The 17536-nt window shown below is 62.5% G+C and carries 16 protein-coding genes and 1 pseudogene; 14 read left to right on the top strand and 3 right to left on the bottom strand.

What is annotated here, in order from left to right:
* Positions 1–95 precede the first annotated feature (95 nt).
* The 9 genes from motA (at position 96) to MJ602_RS15510 (ending at position 9353) form a co-directional block, all read left to right on the top strand.
* Positions 96–956: a flagellar motor stator protein MotA gene (gene motA / locus MJ602_RS15550; protein ID WP_243021689.1), complete on the top strand. Its 861-nt coding sequence runs from the start codon at positions 96–98 to the stop codon at positions 954–956.
* A gap of 24 nt (positions 957–980) precedes the next feature.
* On the top strand, positions 981–1919 hold the full coding sequence (motB, locus tag MJ602_RS15545; protein ID WP_243021688.1) for a flagellar motor protein MotB: 939 nt from the start codon (positions 981–983) through the stop codon (positions 1917–1919).
* Positions 1920–1985: 66 nt separating this feature from the next.
* Positions 1986–2372 carry a chemotaxis response regulator CheY gene (cheY, locus tag MJ602_RS15540; protein ID WP_162015193.1) on the top strand — a complete coding sequence of 129 codons (387 nt, stop codon included), beginning with the start codon at positions 1986–1988 and terminating at the stop codon, positions 2370–2372.
* Positions 2373–2377: 5 nt separating this feature from the next.
* Positions 2378–3013, top strand: a complete 636-nt coding sequence (locus tag MJ602_RS15535; RefSeq protein WP_243021687.1) for a protein phosphatase CheZ — start codon at positions 2378–2380, stop codon at positions 3011–3013.
* Positions 3014–3125: 112 nt separating this feature from the next.
* The gene (locus tag MJ602_RS15530; RefSeq protein WP_243021686.1) at positions 3126–4280 is read left to right on the top strand and encodes an EscU/YscU/HrcU family type III secretion system export apparatus switch protein; all 1155 of its coding nucleotides are present in this window, start codon (positions 3126–3128) and stop codon (positions 4278–4280) included.
* On the top strand, positions 4277–6358 hold the full coding sequence (gene flhA, locus MJ602_RS15525; protein ID WP_162015191.1) for a flagellar biosynthesis protein FlhA: 2082 nt from the start codon (positions 4277–4279) through the stop codon (positions 6356–6358). Before MJ602_RS15530 ends, flhA begins: the two co-directional genes overlap by 4 nt.
* Entirely contained in the window at positions 6355–7836 is a 1482-nt protein-coding gene (gene flhF / locus MJ602_RS15520; RefSeq protein ID WP_243021685.1) for a flagellar biosynthesis GTPase FlhF, read from the top strand. Before flhA ends, flhF begins: the two co-directional genes overlap by 4 nt.
* On the top strand, positions 7829–8629 hold the full coding sequence (locus tag MJ602_RS15515) for a hypothetical protein (RefSeq protein ID WP_162015189.1): 801 nt from the start codon (positions 7829–7831) through the stop codon (positions 8627–8629). Before flhF ends, MJ602_RS15515 begins: the two co-directional genes overlap by 8 nt.
* Position 8630: 1 nt before the next feature.
* Positions 8631–9353 (top strand): RNA polymerase sigma factor FliA, encoded by a 723-nt coding sequence (locus MJ602_RS15510; protein WP_277950287.1) that lies wholly within the window; start codon positions 8631–8633, stop codon positions 9351–9353.
* Between the two features lie 100 nt (positions 9354–9453).
* Here the strand turns inward: MJ602_RS15510 and groL are convergent, their stop codons facing one another.
* Complete coding sequence (gene groL, locus MJ602_RS15505; protein ID WP_162015187.1) at positions 9454–11100, bottom strand: chaperonin GroEL; 1647 nt, start codon at positions 11098–11100, stop codon at positions 9454–9456.
* A gap of 92 nt (positions 11101–11192) precedes the next feature.
* Positions 11193–11483: a co-chaperone GroES gene (locus MJ602_RS15500; protein WP_119964467.1), complete on the bottom strand. Its 291-nt coding sequence runs from the start codon at positions 11481–11483 to the stop codon at positions 11193–11195.
* A gap of 408 nt (positions 11484–11891) precedes the next feature.
* Here MJ602_RS15500 and MJ602_RS15495 point away from each other — a divergent pair, with 408 nt between their 5' ends.
* The 5 genes from MJ602_RS15495 to MJ602_RS15475 all read left to right on the top strand — a co-directional run bounded on the left by MJ602_RS15495 (position 11892) and on the right by MJ602_RS15475 (position 16319).
* Complete coding sequence (locus MJ602_RS15495; protein ID WP_243021684.1) at positions 11892–12176, top strand: DUF4148 domain-containing protein; 285 nt, start codon at positions 11892–11894, stop codon at positions 12174–12176.
* 87 nt (positions 12177–12263) lie between these two features.
* Positions 12264–13559 (top strand): SPOR domain-containing protein, encoded by a 1296-nt coding sequence (locus tag MJ602_RS15490; protein ID WP_243021683.1) that lies wholly within the window; start codon positions 12264–12266, stop codon positions 13557–13559.
* Between the two features lie 125 nt (positions 13560–13684).
* On the top strand, positions 13685–14491 hold the full coding sequence (locus MJ602_RS15485) for a hypothetical protein (RefSeq protein ID WP_243021682.1): 807 nt from the start codon (positions 13685–13687) through the stop codon (positions 14489–14491).
* Positions 14492–14524: 33 nt separating this feature from the next.
* On the top strand, positions 14525–15484 hold the full coding sequence (locus tag MJ602_RS15480) for a sensor domain-containing diguanylate cyclase (protein ID WP_243021681.1): 960 nt from the start codon (positions 14525–14527) through the stop codon (positions 15482–15484).
* Positions 15485–16037: 553 nt separating this feature from the next.
* The gene (locus MJ602_RS15475; protein ID WP_243021680.1) at positions 16038–16319 is read left to right on the top strand and encodes a YlcI/YnfO family protein; all 282 of its coding nucleotides are present in this window, start codon (positions 16038–16040) and stop codon (positions 16317–16319) included.
* Between the two features lie 939 nt (positions 16320–17258).
* Here MJ602_RS15475 and MJ602_RS15470 read toward each other — a convergent pair.
* Positions 17259–17474: pseudogene (locus MJ602_RS15470) on the bottom strand (DNA/RNA non-specific endonuclease); the annotation flags it as partial.
* Positions 17475–17536 lie beyond the last annotated feature (62 nt).

Raw genomic sequence — 17536 nt, 5'->3', positions numbered from 1 at the left:
GGAGGGCTGCAATCCGATACATTTGGTCATAGGCATATTTCAAAGGCAGAGGCATCGGCCCTCGCCCCAACCAACGCCGCAGAGCTGCTCAAACCATGTTCGTCATCATCGGCTACGTCGTTGCCTTCGGCTGCATCTTTGGGGTGTACATCCTGCACGGCGGCAACATTTCCGTGATTCTCAAGGCGCTGCCCTTCGAGACAGTCACCATTCTGGGCGGCGCCCTGGGGGCCTTCGTGGTCAACAACCAACCCAAGGTGCTCAAAGCCACCCTGGCTGCCATCCCGATGGCGCTCAAGGGTTCCAAATACACCAAAGCGCGCTATCTGGAACTGATGGCGATGCTCTACGACATCCTCCAGAAAGCCCGCAAGGAAGGCCTGATGGCCATCGAAAAGGATGTGGAAGCGCCGCACGAATCAGAGATCTTCAAGAAGTACCCCACCCTCAGCGCCGACCACCACGTGATCGAATTCATCACCGACTACCTGCGCATGATGGTGTCGGGCAACCTCAATGCGCATGAGATTGAGGCTTTGATGGACAACGAAATCGAAACCCACCACCAGGAGGCCCATGCCCCGGTGGCGGCACTGGCCCGTCTGGCGGGCGCACTGCCAGCCTTCGGCATCATTGCGGCCGTGCTGGGCGTGGTCAACACCATGGGCTCGGTGGGGCAACCCCCTGCGGTGCTGGGCGGGATGATCGGCTCTGCGCTGGTGGGCACGTTCCTCGGCATCTTGCTGGCCTATGGCGTGGTGGAGCCTCTGGGCGGGCTGGTGGAGCAAAAAATGGAAGACGCCGCCAAGGAGTTGCAATGCATCAAGTCCACGCTGCTTGCCAGCATGCAAGGCTACAACCCGGCCACGGCCATTGAGTTTGGGCGCAAAGTGTTGTTCTCTGGCGACAGACCCAGCTTTATCGAGCTGGAAAGCCACGTCAAGGGCAAAAAATAAGGGCACATCCAGCGGCAGACGGCCATGGCAGAAAAGAAGCTCCAGCCCATCATCGTCAAGCGGATCAAGAAAGGGGGCCATGCGGCCCACGGCGGCGCCTGGAAGATTGCCTATGCCGACTTCGTGACCGCCATGATGGCCTTCTTCCTGCTGATGTGGTTGCTGGGCTCCACCGCCAAGGGCGATTTGCAGGGGATCGCTGATTACTTCAACTCGCCGCTCAAGGTGGCCATGGCGGGGGGCGATGGCGCGGGCAGCAGTTCCAGCATCATTCCCGGCGGCGGCAACGACCTGAGCAAGGTCCACGGTCAGGTGCGGCGCTCGGACTCCAGCGAAGCCAAGCGCCCACGCATGACGGCGGAACAAATGCGCGCAGAGATGGCCCGGCAGGACGAGGCGCGCATCAAGGCACTGCAAGCCAAGATAGACGCCGTGATCACCGCCAACACACTGCTCAATGAATACAAGTCGCAAATCCGCATGGATGTGACACCCGACGGGCTGCAAATCCAGCTGGTGGACTCACAGAACCGCCCCATGTTCGACAGCGGCAGCGCTCTGGTCAAACCCTATATGCGCGACATCCTGCGCGGCATCGGGTCGTCCTTGGTCGAGGTGGAAAACCGCATCAGCCTGGCGGGCCACACCGATGCCGTGCCCTACAGCAACAGCGAGCGCGGCTACAGCAACTGGGAGCTGTCGGCCGACCGCGCCAACGCGTCGCGCCGTGAACTGGTGGCCGCAGGCATGCCTGACGCCAAGCTGGCCCGTGTGGTGGGGCTGGCCGCCAGTGATCTGCTGGAACCCGACAACCCCAAGGCCCCCGCCAACCGGCGTATCACCATCACTGTGCTGACCCGTGAGGCGGAAGAGAGGCTCCTAGGGAAAAGCATTCCCATCGTCCCTGCGGAGGAATGGATCGAAGAAAAGAGCGACAATCCTGCTAAAGGCGACCAGAGGTAACAACTTGTCACGCTCGCGGTCTTCCCACACAATCCTCCAAGAAATACCCGATCGAAAGGGTCCCAAGTGACCACACCCCTTCGTTTCCTGATTGTTGACGACTTCTCCACGATGCGACGCATCGTCCGCAACCTGCTCAAGGAAAGCGGCTTTACCGAGGCCGACGAGGCCGAGGACGGGGTCGCTGCGTTGAACAAGCTGCGCAACAGCAAGTTCGACTTTGTCGTTTCTGACATCAACATGCCGAACATGAACGGCTTTCAGTTGCTGGCTGAAATCAAGGCCGATGAAAAACTCAAACATCTGCCTGTGCTGATGGTGACGGCCGAGGCGCGCAAGGAAGACATCGTGGCGGCCGCACAGGGCGGCGCGGCAGGCTATATCGTCAAGCCGTTCACCAAGGCCACGCTGGAAGAAAAAGTCACCCTGATCATCAAAAAACTGGGGTTGTAGGCGCCATGGACCACGGCAACACGCAGGATCCGACGCCCCCGGCGGGCGACAACCAGGACATCCACCACAAGATCGGGCATCTCACGCGCCAACTGCACGATGCCCTCAAGGAACTGGGATACGCCGATCAACTGGCTGCCACCGTGGGTGAACTGCCCGATGCGCAGAGCCGTCTGTCCTACATTGCCCGGCTGACCGGCGATGCCGCGGAAAAGGTGCTCAACCGCGTCGATCAAGCCAAGTCGCACAATGACAACCTGGCCGCCGAAGTGCGCGAGGTGATTGCCGCCATGGTCAAAAACCCCGTAGCCGCGGTTGCCACGGGCAGAATCATGAACTTCCTCAGGGACGTGGAGCGGGCCACCCAGACCACGGACGAGCACCTGACCGAGATCATGATGGCCCAGGATTTCCACGACCTCACCGGGCAGGTGATTGCGCGCGTGGTCACTTTGGCAGGCAACATCGAACAGCAGTTGGTGCAGTTGGTGATCGAAACGGCACCGCCCCATGCCATCCCGGCGCCCCCGGAGCCCAAGCGCGAGCACCTGGCCGGCCCGGTGGTTGACCCCGAAGGCAACCCGGACGTGGTCACGGACCAGTCGCAAGTGGACGACCTGCTCGCCAGCCTCGGTTTCTGACCCGACATCCACCCCATTTCCAAGCCTGAATAAGCGCGGCCTGCCGCCGCTTTTCAGGCTTTAGTTTTGCCCCCCCCTGGCCACAATGGCATGACAGACCCGTCATGCCATCATGGAATCGAGCCAGGAACGCAATCTACCCGCCACCGAGCGCAAGCTGCAGAAGGCCCGCACCGACGGCCAAGCGGCCCGCTCGCGGGATTTGTCGCACCTGGCCATTCTGGGCACCGGCGCGCTGGTGATGCTGTCGCTGGCACCCCTACTACTGGAACACCTGCTGCAAGGCATGGGGCAGCAACTGGTATTTGATGCTGCCACGGTGCAGTCCCCCTCGTCCATGCTGAACCGCCTGCAGCACATGGCCGCCACAGGGCTGATCGCCAGCGGCGTGTTTGCACTGCTGACCGCTGGTGCGGCACTGCTCTCCGCTGTGTTGGCAGGGGGGTGGATCTTCAGCACCAAGCCCATGGCGCCGCAATTCAACCGGCTCAATCCACTGACCGGATTTGCCAACCTGTTTTCCAAGCAGCAGTTGGCCAACGTGGCCAAGATGGTGCTGATGACCGCCATCCTGTCCAGCGTGGCCTGGAACTACATGGGCCGCAGCATCGACGAAGTGGCCATGCTGGTGCTGCAACCGTCCAACCTGGCATTGCGCCATGTGGCCCACTGGCTGACGCAGGGCCTGGGCCTGCTGTTGCTGGTGGTGTTTCTCGCCGCCATGGTCGATGTCCCCCTGCAGGCTTTCTTCTTCAAGGATCGGCTCAAGATGTCGCACGAAGAAGTCAAACAGGAGCACAAGGAATCCGACGGCAACCCCCTGCTCAAGAGCCGCATGCGCCAGCGCCAGCGCGAGATTGCCGATGGCTCCAGCATACCAGCCGTTCCCAAGGCCGATTTTGTGGTGATGAACCCCACCCACTATGCGGTGGCGCTGCGCTATGACGAGCACACCATGAATGCACCCCAGGTGATTTCCCGCGGCACCGACCTGCTGGCCTTCAAGATCCGCGACATCGCTCAGGCGCACAAGATCCCGGTGCTGCAATCGCCCGCCCTGGCTCGTGCCCTGTACGCCCATGCCGAGCTGGACCAGCCTATCCCTGCCCAGTTGTACGCCGCCGTGGCCCAGGTGCTGGCTTACGTATACCGGCTCAAGGCAGCCCTGCGCGGCGAAGGCCGCATGCCAGACACCATGCCCGATCCCCACATTCCGCCTGAACTCGACCCGCACCACCGGGCCGCCACCCAAGGGCTGCAGCCATGAAACTCTCGCTCCAATCCGCACAGCAATGGGCCGGGGCCAACAGCGCCGCCATGCAGGGCCTGTCGGCCCCACTGCTCGTGGTCGCCATCCTGGCGCTGATGGTCTTGCCCATCCCGCCCTGGTTGCTGGACACTTTTTTCACCATCAACATCGCCGTGGCCTTGATGGTCATGATGGTGGCGGCCTACATGCTCAAGCCGCTGGACTTTGCTGCCTTCCCCACCGTGCTGCTGCTGACCACGCTGATGCGCTTGTCGCTCAACGTGGCGTCCACCCGTGTGGTGCTGCTGGAAGGCCACACCGGCCCAGGTGCAGCGGGCGCGGTGATCGAGGCCTTTGGCCACTTCCTGATTGGCGGCAACTTTGCCGTGGGCCTGATCGTGTTCTCGATCCTGGTGGTCATCAACTTCATCGTGATCACCAAGGGTGCCGAACGCATTGCCGAGGTGTCGGCGCGCTTCACCCTGGACGCCATGCCCGGCAAGCAGATGGCCGTGGACGCAGACCTGAACGCGGGGCTGATCGACGAAAAGGAAGCCAAGCGCCGCCGTGCCGAGGTGCAGGAAGAAGCCAACTTCTTCGGCTCCATGGACGGCGCCTCCAAGTTCGTGCGCGGCGATGCGGTTGCCGGCATTCTGATTCTGCTGATCAACATCGTGGGTGGCTTTGCCATCGGCATGCTGCAGCACGGCCTGTCGGCAGGCAAGGCAGCCGACACCTACATCCTGATGGCGGTGGGCGATGCGCTGGTCGCCCAGATTCCCGGCCTGCTGATCTCGGTGGCTGCGGCCATGGTGATTTCCCGTGTCGGCAAGGAAACCGACATGGGCCAGCAGATCGTGCACCAGTTGCTGACCTCGCCCCGCGTGCTGGGCGTGACGGCAGGCATCCTGATCTTCCTGGGGTTGATCCCCGGTATGCCCCATGTGGTCTTCCTGGCCGTGGGCTCGCTGTTGGGCTACTTTGCCTGGGTTCTGATGCAGCGCGCCAAGGTTCCACCACCCGAGGAAGCCCCTGCCCCGGTGCAGGGCGACGGCGAGGCCACATGGGACGACCTGCAGCCCGTGGATCTGCTGGGACTGGAGCTGGGCTACCGCCTGATTGCACTGGTGGACAAGACCCGCCAGGGCGACCTGCTCACCCGCATCAAGGGCGTGCGACGCAAATTCGCACAGGAAGTGGGCTTTCTGCCGCCTCCGGTCCATGTGCGCGACAACCTGGAGCTCAAGCCCAGCGGCTATCGCATCACGCTGCGCGGAGTGGTGGTGGGCGAAGGCGAGGCCTTCCCCGGCATGTTCCTGGCCATCAATCCCGGTGGCATCACCACCCCGTTGATCGGCACCCCCACCACCGACCCCGCCTTTGGCCTGCCCGCCCACTGGATCGACGAACGCCAAAAGGAAGCCGCGCAAATGGCTGGTTTTACCGTCGTTGATTCGGAAACCGTCCTGGCCACCCATTTGTCACACTTGATGCAAGTGCAGGCCGCCAAGCTGCTCTCCCGTACCGAAACCCAGCAACTGGTGGAGCACGTGGCCAAGCTGGCCCCCAAGCTGATCGAAGAAGTGGTTCCGAAAATGGTCTCGATTGCAACGTTCCAGAAAGTGCTGCAGCTGCTGCTGGAGGAGTCGGTGCACATCCGCGACATCCGCACCATCATCGAAACCCTGGCCGAGTACGCAGGCGCCATCACCGACCCGGGCGAGCTGGCCCGCCGCGTGCGCATCGCACTCTCGCCCGCCATCGTGCAACAAATCTACGGCCCCACACGGGAACTCAACGTCATCGCCATCGAACCGGGCCTGGAGCGCCTGCTGATGCAGGCGCTGGGCAATGCCAGCGGCCCTGCGCTCGACCCCGGCGTGGCCGACCTGCTGACGCAGAAGGCCGCAGAAGTCGCCCTCAAGCAGGAGGAAATGGGCATGCCCGCCTGCCTGCTGGTTCCCGATGCGATCCGTGGCGCCATCTCGCGCCTGGTGCGGCGCATGGCCCCCCGGCTGCAGGTGCTGGCGCACAGCGAGATCCCTGAGACCCACACCATCCGCATCGGCCCCATCCTCAAAGGAGCATCGGCATGAACATCAAACGCTTTCACGCGGCCACGTCCCGCGAGGCGCTTGCCAAGGCCCGCATGGCTTTTGGTGACGGCACCCTGATCCTTTCCAACCGTCCCACCCCCAATGGCGTGGAAGTGGTGGCCACCACGGAAGAATCGCTCGGCGCACTCGACAGTGCTGCCGAAACCGTGACCGAACGCCGCCCAGAAGCTGCCCCCACCCCAGCCGCCGGACGCAAGTCGCTGCAGGAACGTGCGGCGCTGTCCGGTCCGCGCAGCCCCATCAAGGAAGACACGGAACAGCTGGCCATGAGCACCCTGTCCTTCCAGGACTATGTGCGTGAACGCATGTTGCGACGGCGCAGCGAGGCCTTGCAGCAGGTCAGCGGCGTCTCCACCGCCGAGATCGAGCGCGCGCCCGAAGCACCCCCGGCGAACCCTGCAACGTTCAAGAAGCACAACCCGCTGCGCCAGGTCAACCATGAGCTGCCCGTGCGCACGCCACGCCGTGAAGCACCTCCCCCCGTATCCCTGGCCGCCCCTGCCGTGGACACCCAGGGTCTGATGCAGGAACTGCACTCCATGAAGGAGCTGATCGAGGACCGCTTCAACACCTTGTCGTGGCTGGGGCAAGCACGCCAGGACCCCATCCAGTCCAACCTGATGCTCAAGCTGATCCGCGCCGGATATTCACCCACGCTGGCGCGCGCCGTCTTGGAACGCATGCCCGAGGGCATGGACGCCGCCGAGTCGGTACGCTGGCTGATGGACGTGCTGGAGCACAACCTGCACACCGACGCCGGCCAGCCCGCCATCTACGAAGAGGGTGGCATCTTTGCCCTCGTGGGCTCCACAGGGGTGGGCAAAACCACCACCACGGCCAAGCTGGCAGCACTGTGCGCCCGCATCCACGGCCCCGGCAGCGTGGGTCTGATCACCCTGGACACCTACCGCATCGGCGCCCATGACCAGTTGCGCAGCTATGGCCGCATGCTGGGCATCGTGGCCCACCTGGCGCACGACCGCGCTGCACTGCAGGACCTGCTGGGCCTGCTCAGCGGCAAGAAGATGGTTCTGATAGACACCACCGGCATCGCCCCACGCGATCCCCGCAAGCGCGACATGCTGGAGGTGCTGGACCTGCCAGAGGTGCAGCGCCTGCTGGTGCTCAATGCCAGCAGCCACGGCGACACGCTGGACGACACGCTCGCTGCCTTCAAGACCGCCGGGGCGCAACAAGCCATCCTGTCCAAGATCGACGAAGCCGTGAAACTCGGCCCCGCCATTGACGCGCTGATCCGCCACCAGATGGTGCTGCGTGGCGTGACCAACGGCCAGCGCGTCCCGGAAGACTGGGAATCGGCCAATGCCCATCAGCTCATCGCCAGCTCGATGCGCGCTCCGGCGCGCTCGGCCTTCGACCCCAAGGCCGCCGACCTGAGCTTCTTCTTCACTCCGTCCAGCGAGCCTGTGCTGGAGAAGGGACTGGTCGATGCTTGAGTTCGGATTTCACCAAGGCGCGGGGCTGTCCAGCCACATGCCCCAAAACGACTTGCAGTTGCTGGCCATGGCCAGCACGCAAGACACCAACGGCGGCATGGAAACGCTGTGGCAGTTGTGCCTGCACCTGCAACACCTGGGCTACCCGGTGGTGGTACTGGATGCCACCGCACCCGAGAACCCGCGCAGCCCCGGCCTGCAGCAGCTGCTGGCGCACAGCGCCCGCGCGCAGGACATGCGCCCCGCTGCAGGCGCCGCCAACACCCTGGCCGTGCTGCCTGCCAAGCTGGGCCTGCAAACCCTGCTGCAGCAAGCCGAGCCCGGACAACCCCTCCTGCCCTTGCTGCAACCGCTGCTGCGCAGCTACGCGCTGGTGGTGCTGCACGCCCCCATCGACGTACTGGCGTCGCCCCTGCTGGATGCCAGCCTGGCCACACCACTGATTCTGATGCCGCCCGGCCAGAACGGCGTGATTGCTACCTACCGCCAGCTCAAGCTGCTGGCCCTGCACGCGGGACTCAACGGCCTGGTGGCCTGCATGGCCCGCTCCTACCCGGCCCAGCAGTTGCGCCTGGCACAGGACTCGCTGGAATCGCTGCGCCGCTGTGCCATGCGCCACCTGGGGCAGCAACCGCGCACCACGCTCATCCGCGCCGATCGCCCGCAGGAACTGCAGCGCCTGGCATTGCAATGGCTGGAAAATGCCTGCACTATCAGCGCACCGGGCACCTTCTCTGCGCTACCATCCATTCCCAAAGCAGGCTTCCCCACGTACATCGCCCAGAGCCATTGAAGTGACATACACCGCCAAAGGCCAGCTTGATCGCAATGCCATGCTCCAGCAGTATGTTCCGCTGGTTCGTCGGCTTGCGCACCACATGATCGCCAAGCTGCCTGCGAACGTGGAGCTGGACGACCTGATCCAGGTCGGGATGATCGGCCTGAACGACGCGCTGACACGTTTCGAATCGGCCCAGGGCGTGCAGTTCGAGACCTTTGCCACGCAGCGCATCCGTGGCGCCATGCTCGACGAATTGCGCGAAAACGACTGGATGTCGCGCAGCTCACGCAAGAGCCAGAAAGACATCGAAAAAGCCGTCCAGCGCCTGGAACAAAGGCTCGGACGCAGCCCCCTCGAATCCGAAATTGCCGTCGAACTGGACATGAGCCTGACCGACTACCAAAGCCTGCTGAGCAAGGTGCGCGGCACGCAGCTCGTCTATCTGGAAGACATGACCCGCGGCGGGGAAGACGACGAGGGCTTTCTGGACCGGCACGAAACCCCCGACTCCGAAGCCGACCCCATGGCGCTGCTGCGCAACCAGCGGCTGCGCAGCAGCCTGGTCGGTGCCATCCAGTCACTGCCCGAGCGCGAGCAGTACATCATGGGCATGTACTACGAGCACGATATGAACCTCAAGGAAATCGCCGCCGTGCTGGGCGTGACCGAATCGCGCGTCTGCCAATTGCACAGCCAGGCCATTGCGCGCCTGCGCGCCAAGATGCGCGCACACTGAGCTTTCGCGAAAAGCACTCCGCCACACCGACCGCTCGGACATGAAAAAGGGCCGCTTGCGCGGCCCTTGGAGCGAGAGAAAAGTGGCTCTCAGGCAGAGCTTACATGCCCATGCCGCCCATGCCGCCCATGCCACCCATGTCGGGCATGCCGCCGGCAGGTGCGTCGTCCTTCGGAGCTTCTGCCACCATGCACTCGGTGGTCAGCATCAGTGCAGACACCGAAGCGGCGTTCTGCAGTGCGGTGCGAGTCACCTTGGTGGGATCCAGAATACCCATTTCGATCATGTCGCCATAGGTGTCGTTGGCAGCGTTGAAGCCGTAGTTGCCCTTGCCAGCCAGCACGGCATTGACCACCACGCTGGGCTCGCCACCGGCGTTGGCCACGATTTCGCGCAGGGGGGCTTCGATGGCCTTGAGCACCAGCTTGATGCCGGCGTCTTGGTCAGCGTTGTCACCCTTGATCTCGCCAGCAGCCTGACGTGCGCGCAGCAGGGCCACGCCACCGCCGGCCACGATGCCTTCTTCCACGGCAGCGCGGGTGGCGTGCAGGGCGTCTTCCACGCGGGCCTTCTTTTCCTTCATTTCGACTTCGGTGGCAGCGCCAACCTTGATCACGGCCACGCCGCCGGCCAGCTTGGCCACGCGCTCTTGCAGCTTCTCGCGGTCGTAATCGGAAGTGGCTTCCTCGATCTGGATGCGGATCTGCTTGACGCGCGCCTCGATGTCGGCAGCCTGGCCTTCGCCGTCGATGATGATGGTGTTTTCCTTGCCCACTTCGACGCGCTTGGCCTGGCCCAGGTCGGCCAGCGTGACCTTCTCCAGCGTCAGGCCCACTTCTTCAGCGATGACCTTGCCGCCCGTCAGGATGGCGATGTCTTCCAGCATGGCCTTGCGGCGGTCGCCGAAGCCAGGAGCCTTGACGGCGACGACCTTCAGAATGCCACGGATGGTGTTGACCACCAGCGTTGCCAGGGCTTCGCCTTCGACTTCCTCGGCGATGATCAGCAGGGGACGGCCAGCCTTGGCGACTTGCTCCAGCGTGGGCAGCAGGTCACGGATGTTGCTGATCTTCTTGTCGAACAGCAGCACGAAGGGGTTGTCCAGAATAGCAGCTTGCTTTTCGGGGTTGTTGATGAAGTAGGGCGACAGGTAGCCGCGGTCGAACTGCATGCCTTCAACGACGTCGAGTTCGTTGTTCAGGCTCTTGCCGTCTTCCACGGTGATCACGCCTTCCTTGCCGACCTTGTCCATGGCGTTGGCGATGATTTCGCCGATGCTGGAGTCAGAGTTGGCGGAAATGGAACCCACCTGGGCGATTTCCTTGGAGGTGGTGGTGGGCTTGGAGGCCTTCTTCAGCTCTTCGATCAGGGCAGCCACGGCCTTGTCGATACCGCGCTTCAGATCCATGGGGTTCATACCGGCGGCCACGTACTTCATGCCTTCGCGCACGATGGCCTGGGCCAGCACGGTGGCGGTGGTGGTGCCGTCGCCAGCGTTGTCAGAGGTCTTGGAAGCAACTTCCTTGACCATCTGGGCGCCCATGTTTTGCAGCTTGTCCTTCAGTTCGATTTCCTTGGCCACGGACACGCCGTCCTTGGTCACGGTGGGGGCGCCGAACGAGCGCTCCAGCACCACGTTGCGGCCCTTGGGGCCCAGGGTGGTCTTGACCGCGTTGGCCAGGATGTTCACGCCTTCAACCATGCGTGCGCGGGCTTCGCCGCCGAAAACTACGTCTTTTGCTGCCATGTTTGGCTCCTACAGAATTTGAATCAAATAGGCCGCTAACGCATGTTTATCAAGCGCCAGCAGCTATGAAAAAGTGAGTGAAGCGAAAGGAATTACTTCTCGACGACCGCGAACAGGTCGTCTTCCTTCATCACCAGCAGCTCGTCGCCATCGACCTTGACGGTCTGGCCGCTGTACTTGCCGAACAGGACGCGGTCGCCAACCTTGACGCTCATCGCGCCCAGTTCGCCCTTGTCGTTCTTCTTGCCCGGGCCCACGGCCAGTACTTCACCCTGGTCGGGCTTCTCGGCGGCGTTGTCGGGGATGAAGATGCCCGAAGCGGTCTTGGTCTCGCTCTCGATGCGCTTGACAATCACGCGGTCGTGCAGGGGGCGAAGTTTCATTTGTTGCTCTCCTAGACAAAAGGATGTTTTCACTGGCGATGCCCCCCGACTACCGGGGAGCACAAAAACCCAGCCGAGGCATTGTTAGCACTCATGGCTGACGAGTGCCAATGATAAGGGCAATTCAGCGGCTTTCAAGGGGTGGGGCTTTGGCCCAGGTCGGGCATTCAGGCGCAACAAGCATGCATCCCACGGGTCGATGCAGCGAAATTCAAGGGCATCGACTGTTCCAAAAAACGGAACAGTCAGTTTTATACCGGATGGTTTTTCTTTGAACCACTGAGGCGTACAGTTCAACCCATCGATGAACCACCGCCCCAGGCGACTCACCGAAGGCGGATGTGAACCAGGCACTATGCCCCGTACGCATCCGGTGACTCACCCATCGTTGATCCAAAGGAAACCACCATGTCGTTCTCTCGCACTCTCTCCATCGCTGCTGTTGCTGCTTTCGCTTCTGTGGGCGCCCAGGCCGGTGAACTCTACGGAGCAGGCTTTGACACCCAGGCGCCCTCGACCCTGAGCCGCGCCGCCGTGCACGCCCAGGCCGTGGAAGCCGTCGCGCAGTTCAAGAACTATGAAGTCGTCAATGCCGAGCCAGCCGCATCGTCCACCGTGAGCCGCAGCGAAGTGCGCAGCCAGGCCGTGGTCGCCAACCGCGCAGGCACCATTGCCTCCGGCAACCGCAGCTGATAGCTCCTGCCTGATGCCCTGCCCGCACGGCCCCAGGCCCTGCGGGTTTTTTGTTGTGCGCACAATGCTTGGAGTGCAGGGCTGCGCATGACAGAATCAACCCTCATGCCCGCCTCCACGGACTTCCTCCACACCCAACAGCCTGCAGGCCCGGCCGAGAGCGCCATGAACACGCTCTACCGCGCAGCGCTCGGGCCCATCCGGCCCGAAAGCTACCTGCCGCGTTTCGAGCGTTTTGACACGCTGGGCCGCACCCAGCCTGGCTGGAATTGGGCCGCCAGCCTGTGCACGCTGAACTGGATGGCCTTGCGCCACCTGTGGACGCCCGCCCTCATCTACGTGGCCGCCGCCGAAGGACTGGGGCTGCTGCTGTTCGGCGCCATCCGCACCCTGCTGCCCTGGCCGGAACCCGTGCAATGGGGCTTGGTGGGCGCCTATGCCCTGCTTGCCTTTGCCCTGCCGGGTCTGTATGGCGACGCCATCCTGCACACCGAAATCCGCAAACGCATCGCCCGTGCGCTGGCCAGCACCCGCAGCCTGCCCGAAGCCTGCGCCCAACTGGAACAGCAGGCCGCCAGCAAGCGCCGACTGGCGGGCCTGGCGGCGCTGAACGCGGGACTGCTGGGTGTTGCGGCACTGGCTTACCAGTTTCTGCCCCAGGGCAACCCCGCAGAAACACCTGTGCCCCCTGCCATACCCGAGGCCCCGGTACCCAGCATCAGCGCCAGCGCACCACAGCAAGCCGCCAGCGGCGCACTCCTTTCCCCGCTGCCCGAACCTGCCCCCACTGCGTCGGCCAGCGCCGCCACCGTAGCGGCCAGCGAACCAGCATCCGCCCAGCCAACGGCCAGCACGCCTGTTGCCGCACCACCCGTTCTGGAGCAGCTGCCGCCTCCCTCCCCCATGGCAGCGCCCACTCCCGCCGCTTCGGCGACCACACCACAAGCCTCAGGAACCAGTCCCCGCAGCGCTGCGGTCAAACCTGCCGCCAAGCCCACACCTGCAGCGCGAAAACCCGACAGCAAAGCAGTCATCGGCCCGCAAGTCCCTTCCAGCGCACCCGAGGCGCCCACACCACAGGCCACTGGGGCATCGGCCCCAGCGACCGGCGAGACCCTCCCGCAGGTCGGGAGTCAGCCGGGCTACTACATCAACGTGGGACTCTTTGCCGAAGAAGCCAATGCACGCAAGGCCCAGGCCAAGCTGCTCAACGCAGGGCTGCCTGCCTTCCGCCAAAGCCTGGACACACCCAAGGGCCAACGCATCCGCGTGCGCGTGGGCCCCTACCCCAGCGCAGCACAGGCCCAGGCGGCGGCGCGCAGCATCAAGGCGCTGCACTTGGATGCTGTGGTTTTTCGGCAAGGCGCCTCCGAGAACCGCTGAAGTCAGCAGGCGCCATAGCTATCTGTACGGATACAAAAAGTCACAGTCCACTGCTACCATGGGTCGAAAACATACGGTGCACTTGGGCCACCCCCCGCACCTTGCATAACCAGGAGCGCTGACCGATGCCCGGAACCCATCTTGAAGCACCGCTGTTCATCAAGGAGATCAGCGAATCTGCGGTGGACATTGCACGCACGCCCTTTTTCTTCAACGATGGCGGCGCCCCCACATTTCTGGATGCGCCACCGGCGGGTGCCACTGCCTTGACACCGGCGGCCACCGACCCCGCCATGGCCCAGGGCAACGAATATGCCGTGGCCCAGGTGATCGGCGTCAAACCCAACCCGCCGTATGGCTTGGAAACACAACTCGGCTTCGCTGCAGAGCAAGTGGCCTTTGCTCCCCTTTGGGCCACGCGTGACATTGCTGCCGCCTTCGGCATCACGCTGGTGGAGCCGGGGCAAGTGGTCCAGGTGCGCAGCCCTGTGGTGCACCTGCAGCAGATCGAATACGAGTACGGCGTGTTCGCAGGACACTGGTCTCCCTACCAGGGCACAGGCAACAGCCTGCTCAGTGTGGTGTGCACAGACCTGGAGCACCACGACTTTCCCCATGTGTTCGCATCCACGGACGCCAGCCAACCCCTGGTGATCTCGGTTGGTCGCTATTGGCCCCGGCTGGGCCGCATCCGGCTGGCAGACCTCTGGGTGCCACGCGGCAGCGCGCTTTACATTCCCCCCAAACCTGCGCTGGACAACCCCGAATGCATTGACCTGCACAACAACCGCAACTCTGCACGCGCCTGCTGGGGCAACATCCATCAAGGCAGCATCACCACCCACACGCTGCTGCAAAAGAACCACGGATTTTTCTACTGGTACTGGAATGCCATTGCCACCACGCATGGCACACCAGAGAAAGTGCGCTAGCAACGACTGCACCATTGCGAGGAGGAACCCGGCATGTCCTACATGGGTGAACTGAACAACGACAGCGCGGTGTACCGCACCCTTCTGGAGTCCACCAAGGCGATTCCATGGAGGATCGATTGGGCCAGCAAACGCTTCTCCTACATCGGCCCACAGATCGAAGAGCTGCTCGGCTGGACGCCCGAGAGCTGGATGAGCGTCGAAGACTGGGCCGCCCGCATGCACCCCGAGGACCGCGAGCATGTGGTCAGTTTTTGCGTCGCTCAATCCCAGGCGGGAGTGGACCACGAGGCCGACTACCGCGCACTGACCAAAGACAATGGCTACGTGTGGATCCGCGACGTGGTGCACGTGGTACGCACCCCACAGGGCGAACCTGAGGCACTGGTCGGCTTCATGTTCGACATCAGCGAACGCAAAAAAACCGAAGAAAAGCTCCTAGCGTTGCAAAAGGAACTGGAGGCCCTGTCCTTCAAGGACGGACTGACCAACATTGCCAACCGCCGCCGCTTTGATGCGTGCCTGCAGGTGGAATGGGAAAGCGCGCGCACCAACCGCCATCCGCTGTCGCTGCTGCTGTTCGACATCGACTACTTCAAGCAATACAACGACCTGTATGGCCATGTGCGCGGCGACAAATGCCTGGTGGACATCGCGCAGACCCTGAGCCTGGCACTGGATGGTCCCCGCGACCTGGTCGCCCGCTATGGCGGAGAAGAATTCATCGTGCTGCTACCTCAGGCCGATGCCAACGTCGCCCTCAAGGTGGCCGAACGCTGCCAACGCCTGGTGCAGAAACAGGCCATCGCCCACGCGCAGTCACCCCATGGGGAGCACATCACGGTGAGCATTGGCGTGGGCACGCTGATCCCCAGCGAGGGCTTGAGGCCCTCGGACTTCATCGACGCCGTGGATCAACAGCTGTACGCAGCCAAGAAGAACGGTCGCAACCGGGTGGAGGTTGTGACACTGGGAGACGTCACTCCACCGTGACGCTTTGGACGAGGCACAGGCGTGTGCCGCCACTCACTTCGCTGCGAAACATGAGTGGCCTCCAAGCCCAGAAACCTCGCGCCTGCGGCGCCGACGCTACGCGTCGGCCCATAGCGCGCCGGTCATTCAACCGTCACGCTCTTGGCGAAAAGACAGGTTGTGCCGCCACGTCACTTCGCTGCGCGAAATGAGTGGCCTCCAAGCCCAGAAACCTCGCGCCTGCGGCGCCGACGCTACGCGTCTATTCTGGGCAATTAAAGTCGTAAACATAGGCCCAGCATCCATGCGGGTTTCCAGGCGATCGATTCTTGCGGGGTGCCGACTAAAGTCGTAAACACCCAGAGCTCTCGGATTCTAAAGTCCTGTTGGAAGCTGGTGCGACCAGAAGCTTTGTCCAGCAGTTGATCTGGACTGACTTGGGGCACTTGACTCTACTGGAAGTTATGGTAGCGGCTGATGCTCTTTGAATCGCCCGGGGCGGTTCATGGAGCATGCACGGCATGAAAAGAAAATGCAAACTGACCCAGTATCGCAAACGCGATACAGTCAAGCCATGAAAACAGCCACGATCCCACCAATTCGCATCGAGCCAGCATTGCGCCAAGAGATCGAGCAAGCGCTTGGCGATGGCGAAACCATGGCTTCGTTGGTCGAAAGTGCGGTACGAACAGAGGTGTCTCGCCGCCGCGATCAAACCGAGTTCGTGCGTCGTGGCTTGGCTTCAATTGCGCGGTCAGAGGCGGATAGCGACTGGATTCCAGCGGAGACCGTTTTGGCCAAACTTGAAGCAAAGGTTGCTGCTGCGCGAAAGCGGCAAGAGGGCCTTAGCAAGTGAAGTATCAGATCGTTTTCAGCCGCGAGGCCGAAGAGGATCTTGAAAGATTGTTTGATTTCGCCTTTGGGTGAAAACTAAACAGTCTGACTGGTGTTCTTGAGAATCCAACTAATGCGATTGAGACAAGACGGCAGGCGTGCCAATTTTTGGCCATTTGCCCGTTTAGTTGCCGCAAAACAGATGATGGGCCATTTGTGCGAGAGCTGATTTTGCCTTTTGGTACAGCCGGGTATGTCGTACTACTTGAAATCAAGGCTGCTGGTCGAGTCCACATCGGCACCATTCGGCAACAGAGAGAAAGCGACTACCACTGAGTGGTCAAACACTACCCCTGAGTGACACTTGATCCCCGCCTTGGTTCCCCCGCCCGAGAGGGCCAAGCCGATTCGTGGATTCTGAGAGCCATCACGCGGGTTGCAGAAGCACGCCACGAGCGCATTCACGGCCCTGGCGCTGGCCAACATCTACCATTGCCGGGGGCAATTGCTGGGGCAGGTGCACACGTAAGGGCGGGAATCGGAGCCGAGTTCAATGGGTCTAGTTCTTCGAGACCACCAATTCGAGAACAAGTGACCGCTGTCTGGATTGTTTTCGGTGCGCATTCCCTATACGCTTTGCTTTGGTGAGTACCCTCTGGAGCCAAACCGTGTCCATCAGTCCTTCGAGCAACCTGCGATCTCCCATTCACTCCAAGGTGTCCTACACAACCACCATGGTGCGAGGGGACAAGGTTCACCTCCCCCCACAACTCTCCGGCTTCAAAGTGGGACAACGTGTCTTCTTTGCAATGCGAGACGGCGAGATCCGGATCCACCCCAAGCCCGTCAGAGTCGTTGCAGGGAGATTGCTTTCTAGCCGTGTGCGCCATGCTGTGCGGTCACATGCCATGTGGGGCCCCAGAAAGCGTATTCAGTGAGCGCTGGCATGTAGCGCCAATGCTCACCGGCCTGCTGTAGGCAAGAACTCCACGCCAGTACGTCGCACCAACTCACGGTAGCTGATGGGGGCCGACACTCGCTCACCTTCCCGGTTCTCTTGCCAGTGTGCCCAGCTGCGGCCTGTAGTGGCGTCATACACGAGCTTGAAGAGGTAACGCGGTACGCGCACTCGTCCTTCTCCAATCGTCGGCGCGTCGGGCTCAAACACCGGCCCTGAACCGCCCCGGGTATCGAGGAGGCCGGTTGGTTTAAGTTGACACCTTTGTCGAGGTGTCGCTG

Origin of the sequence: Simplicispira sedimenti, assembly GCF_022760965.1 — a bacterium.
Taxonomy (GTDB): domain Bacteria; phylum Pseudomonadota; class Gammaproteobacteria; order Burkholderiales; family Burkholderiaceae_C; genus Simplicispira; species Simplicispira sedimenti.
This window is presented reverse-complemented; position numbering and strand designations above follow the sequence as displayed.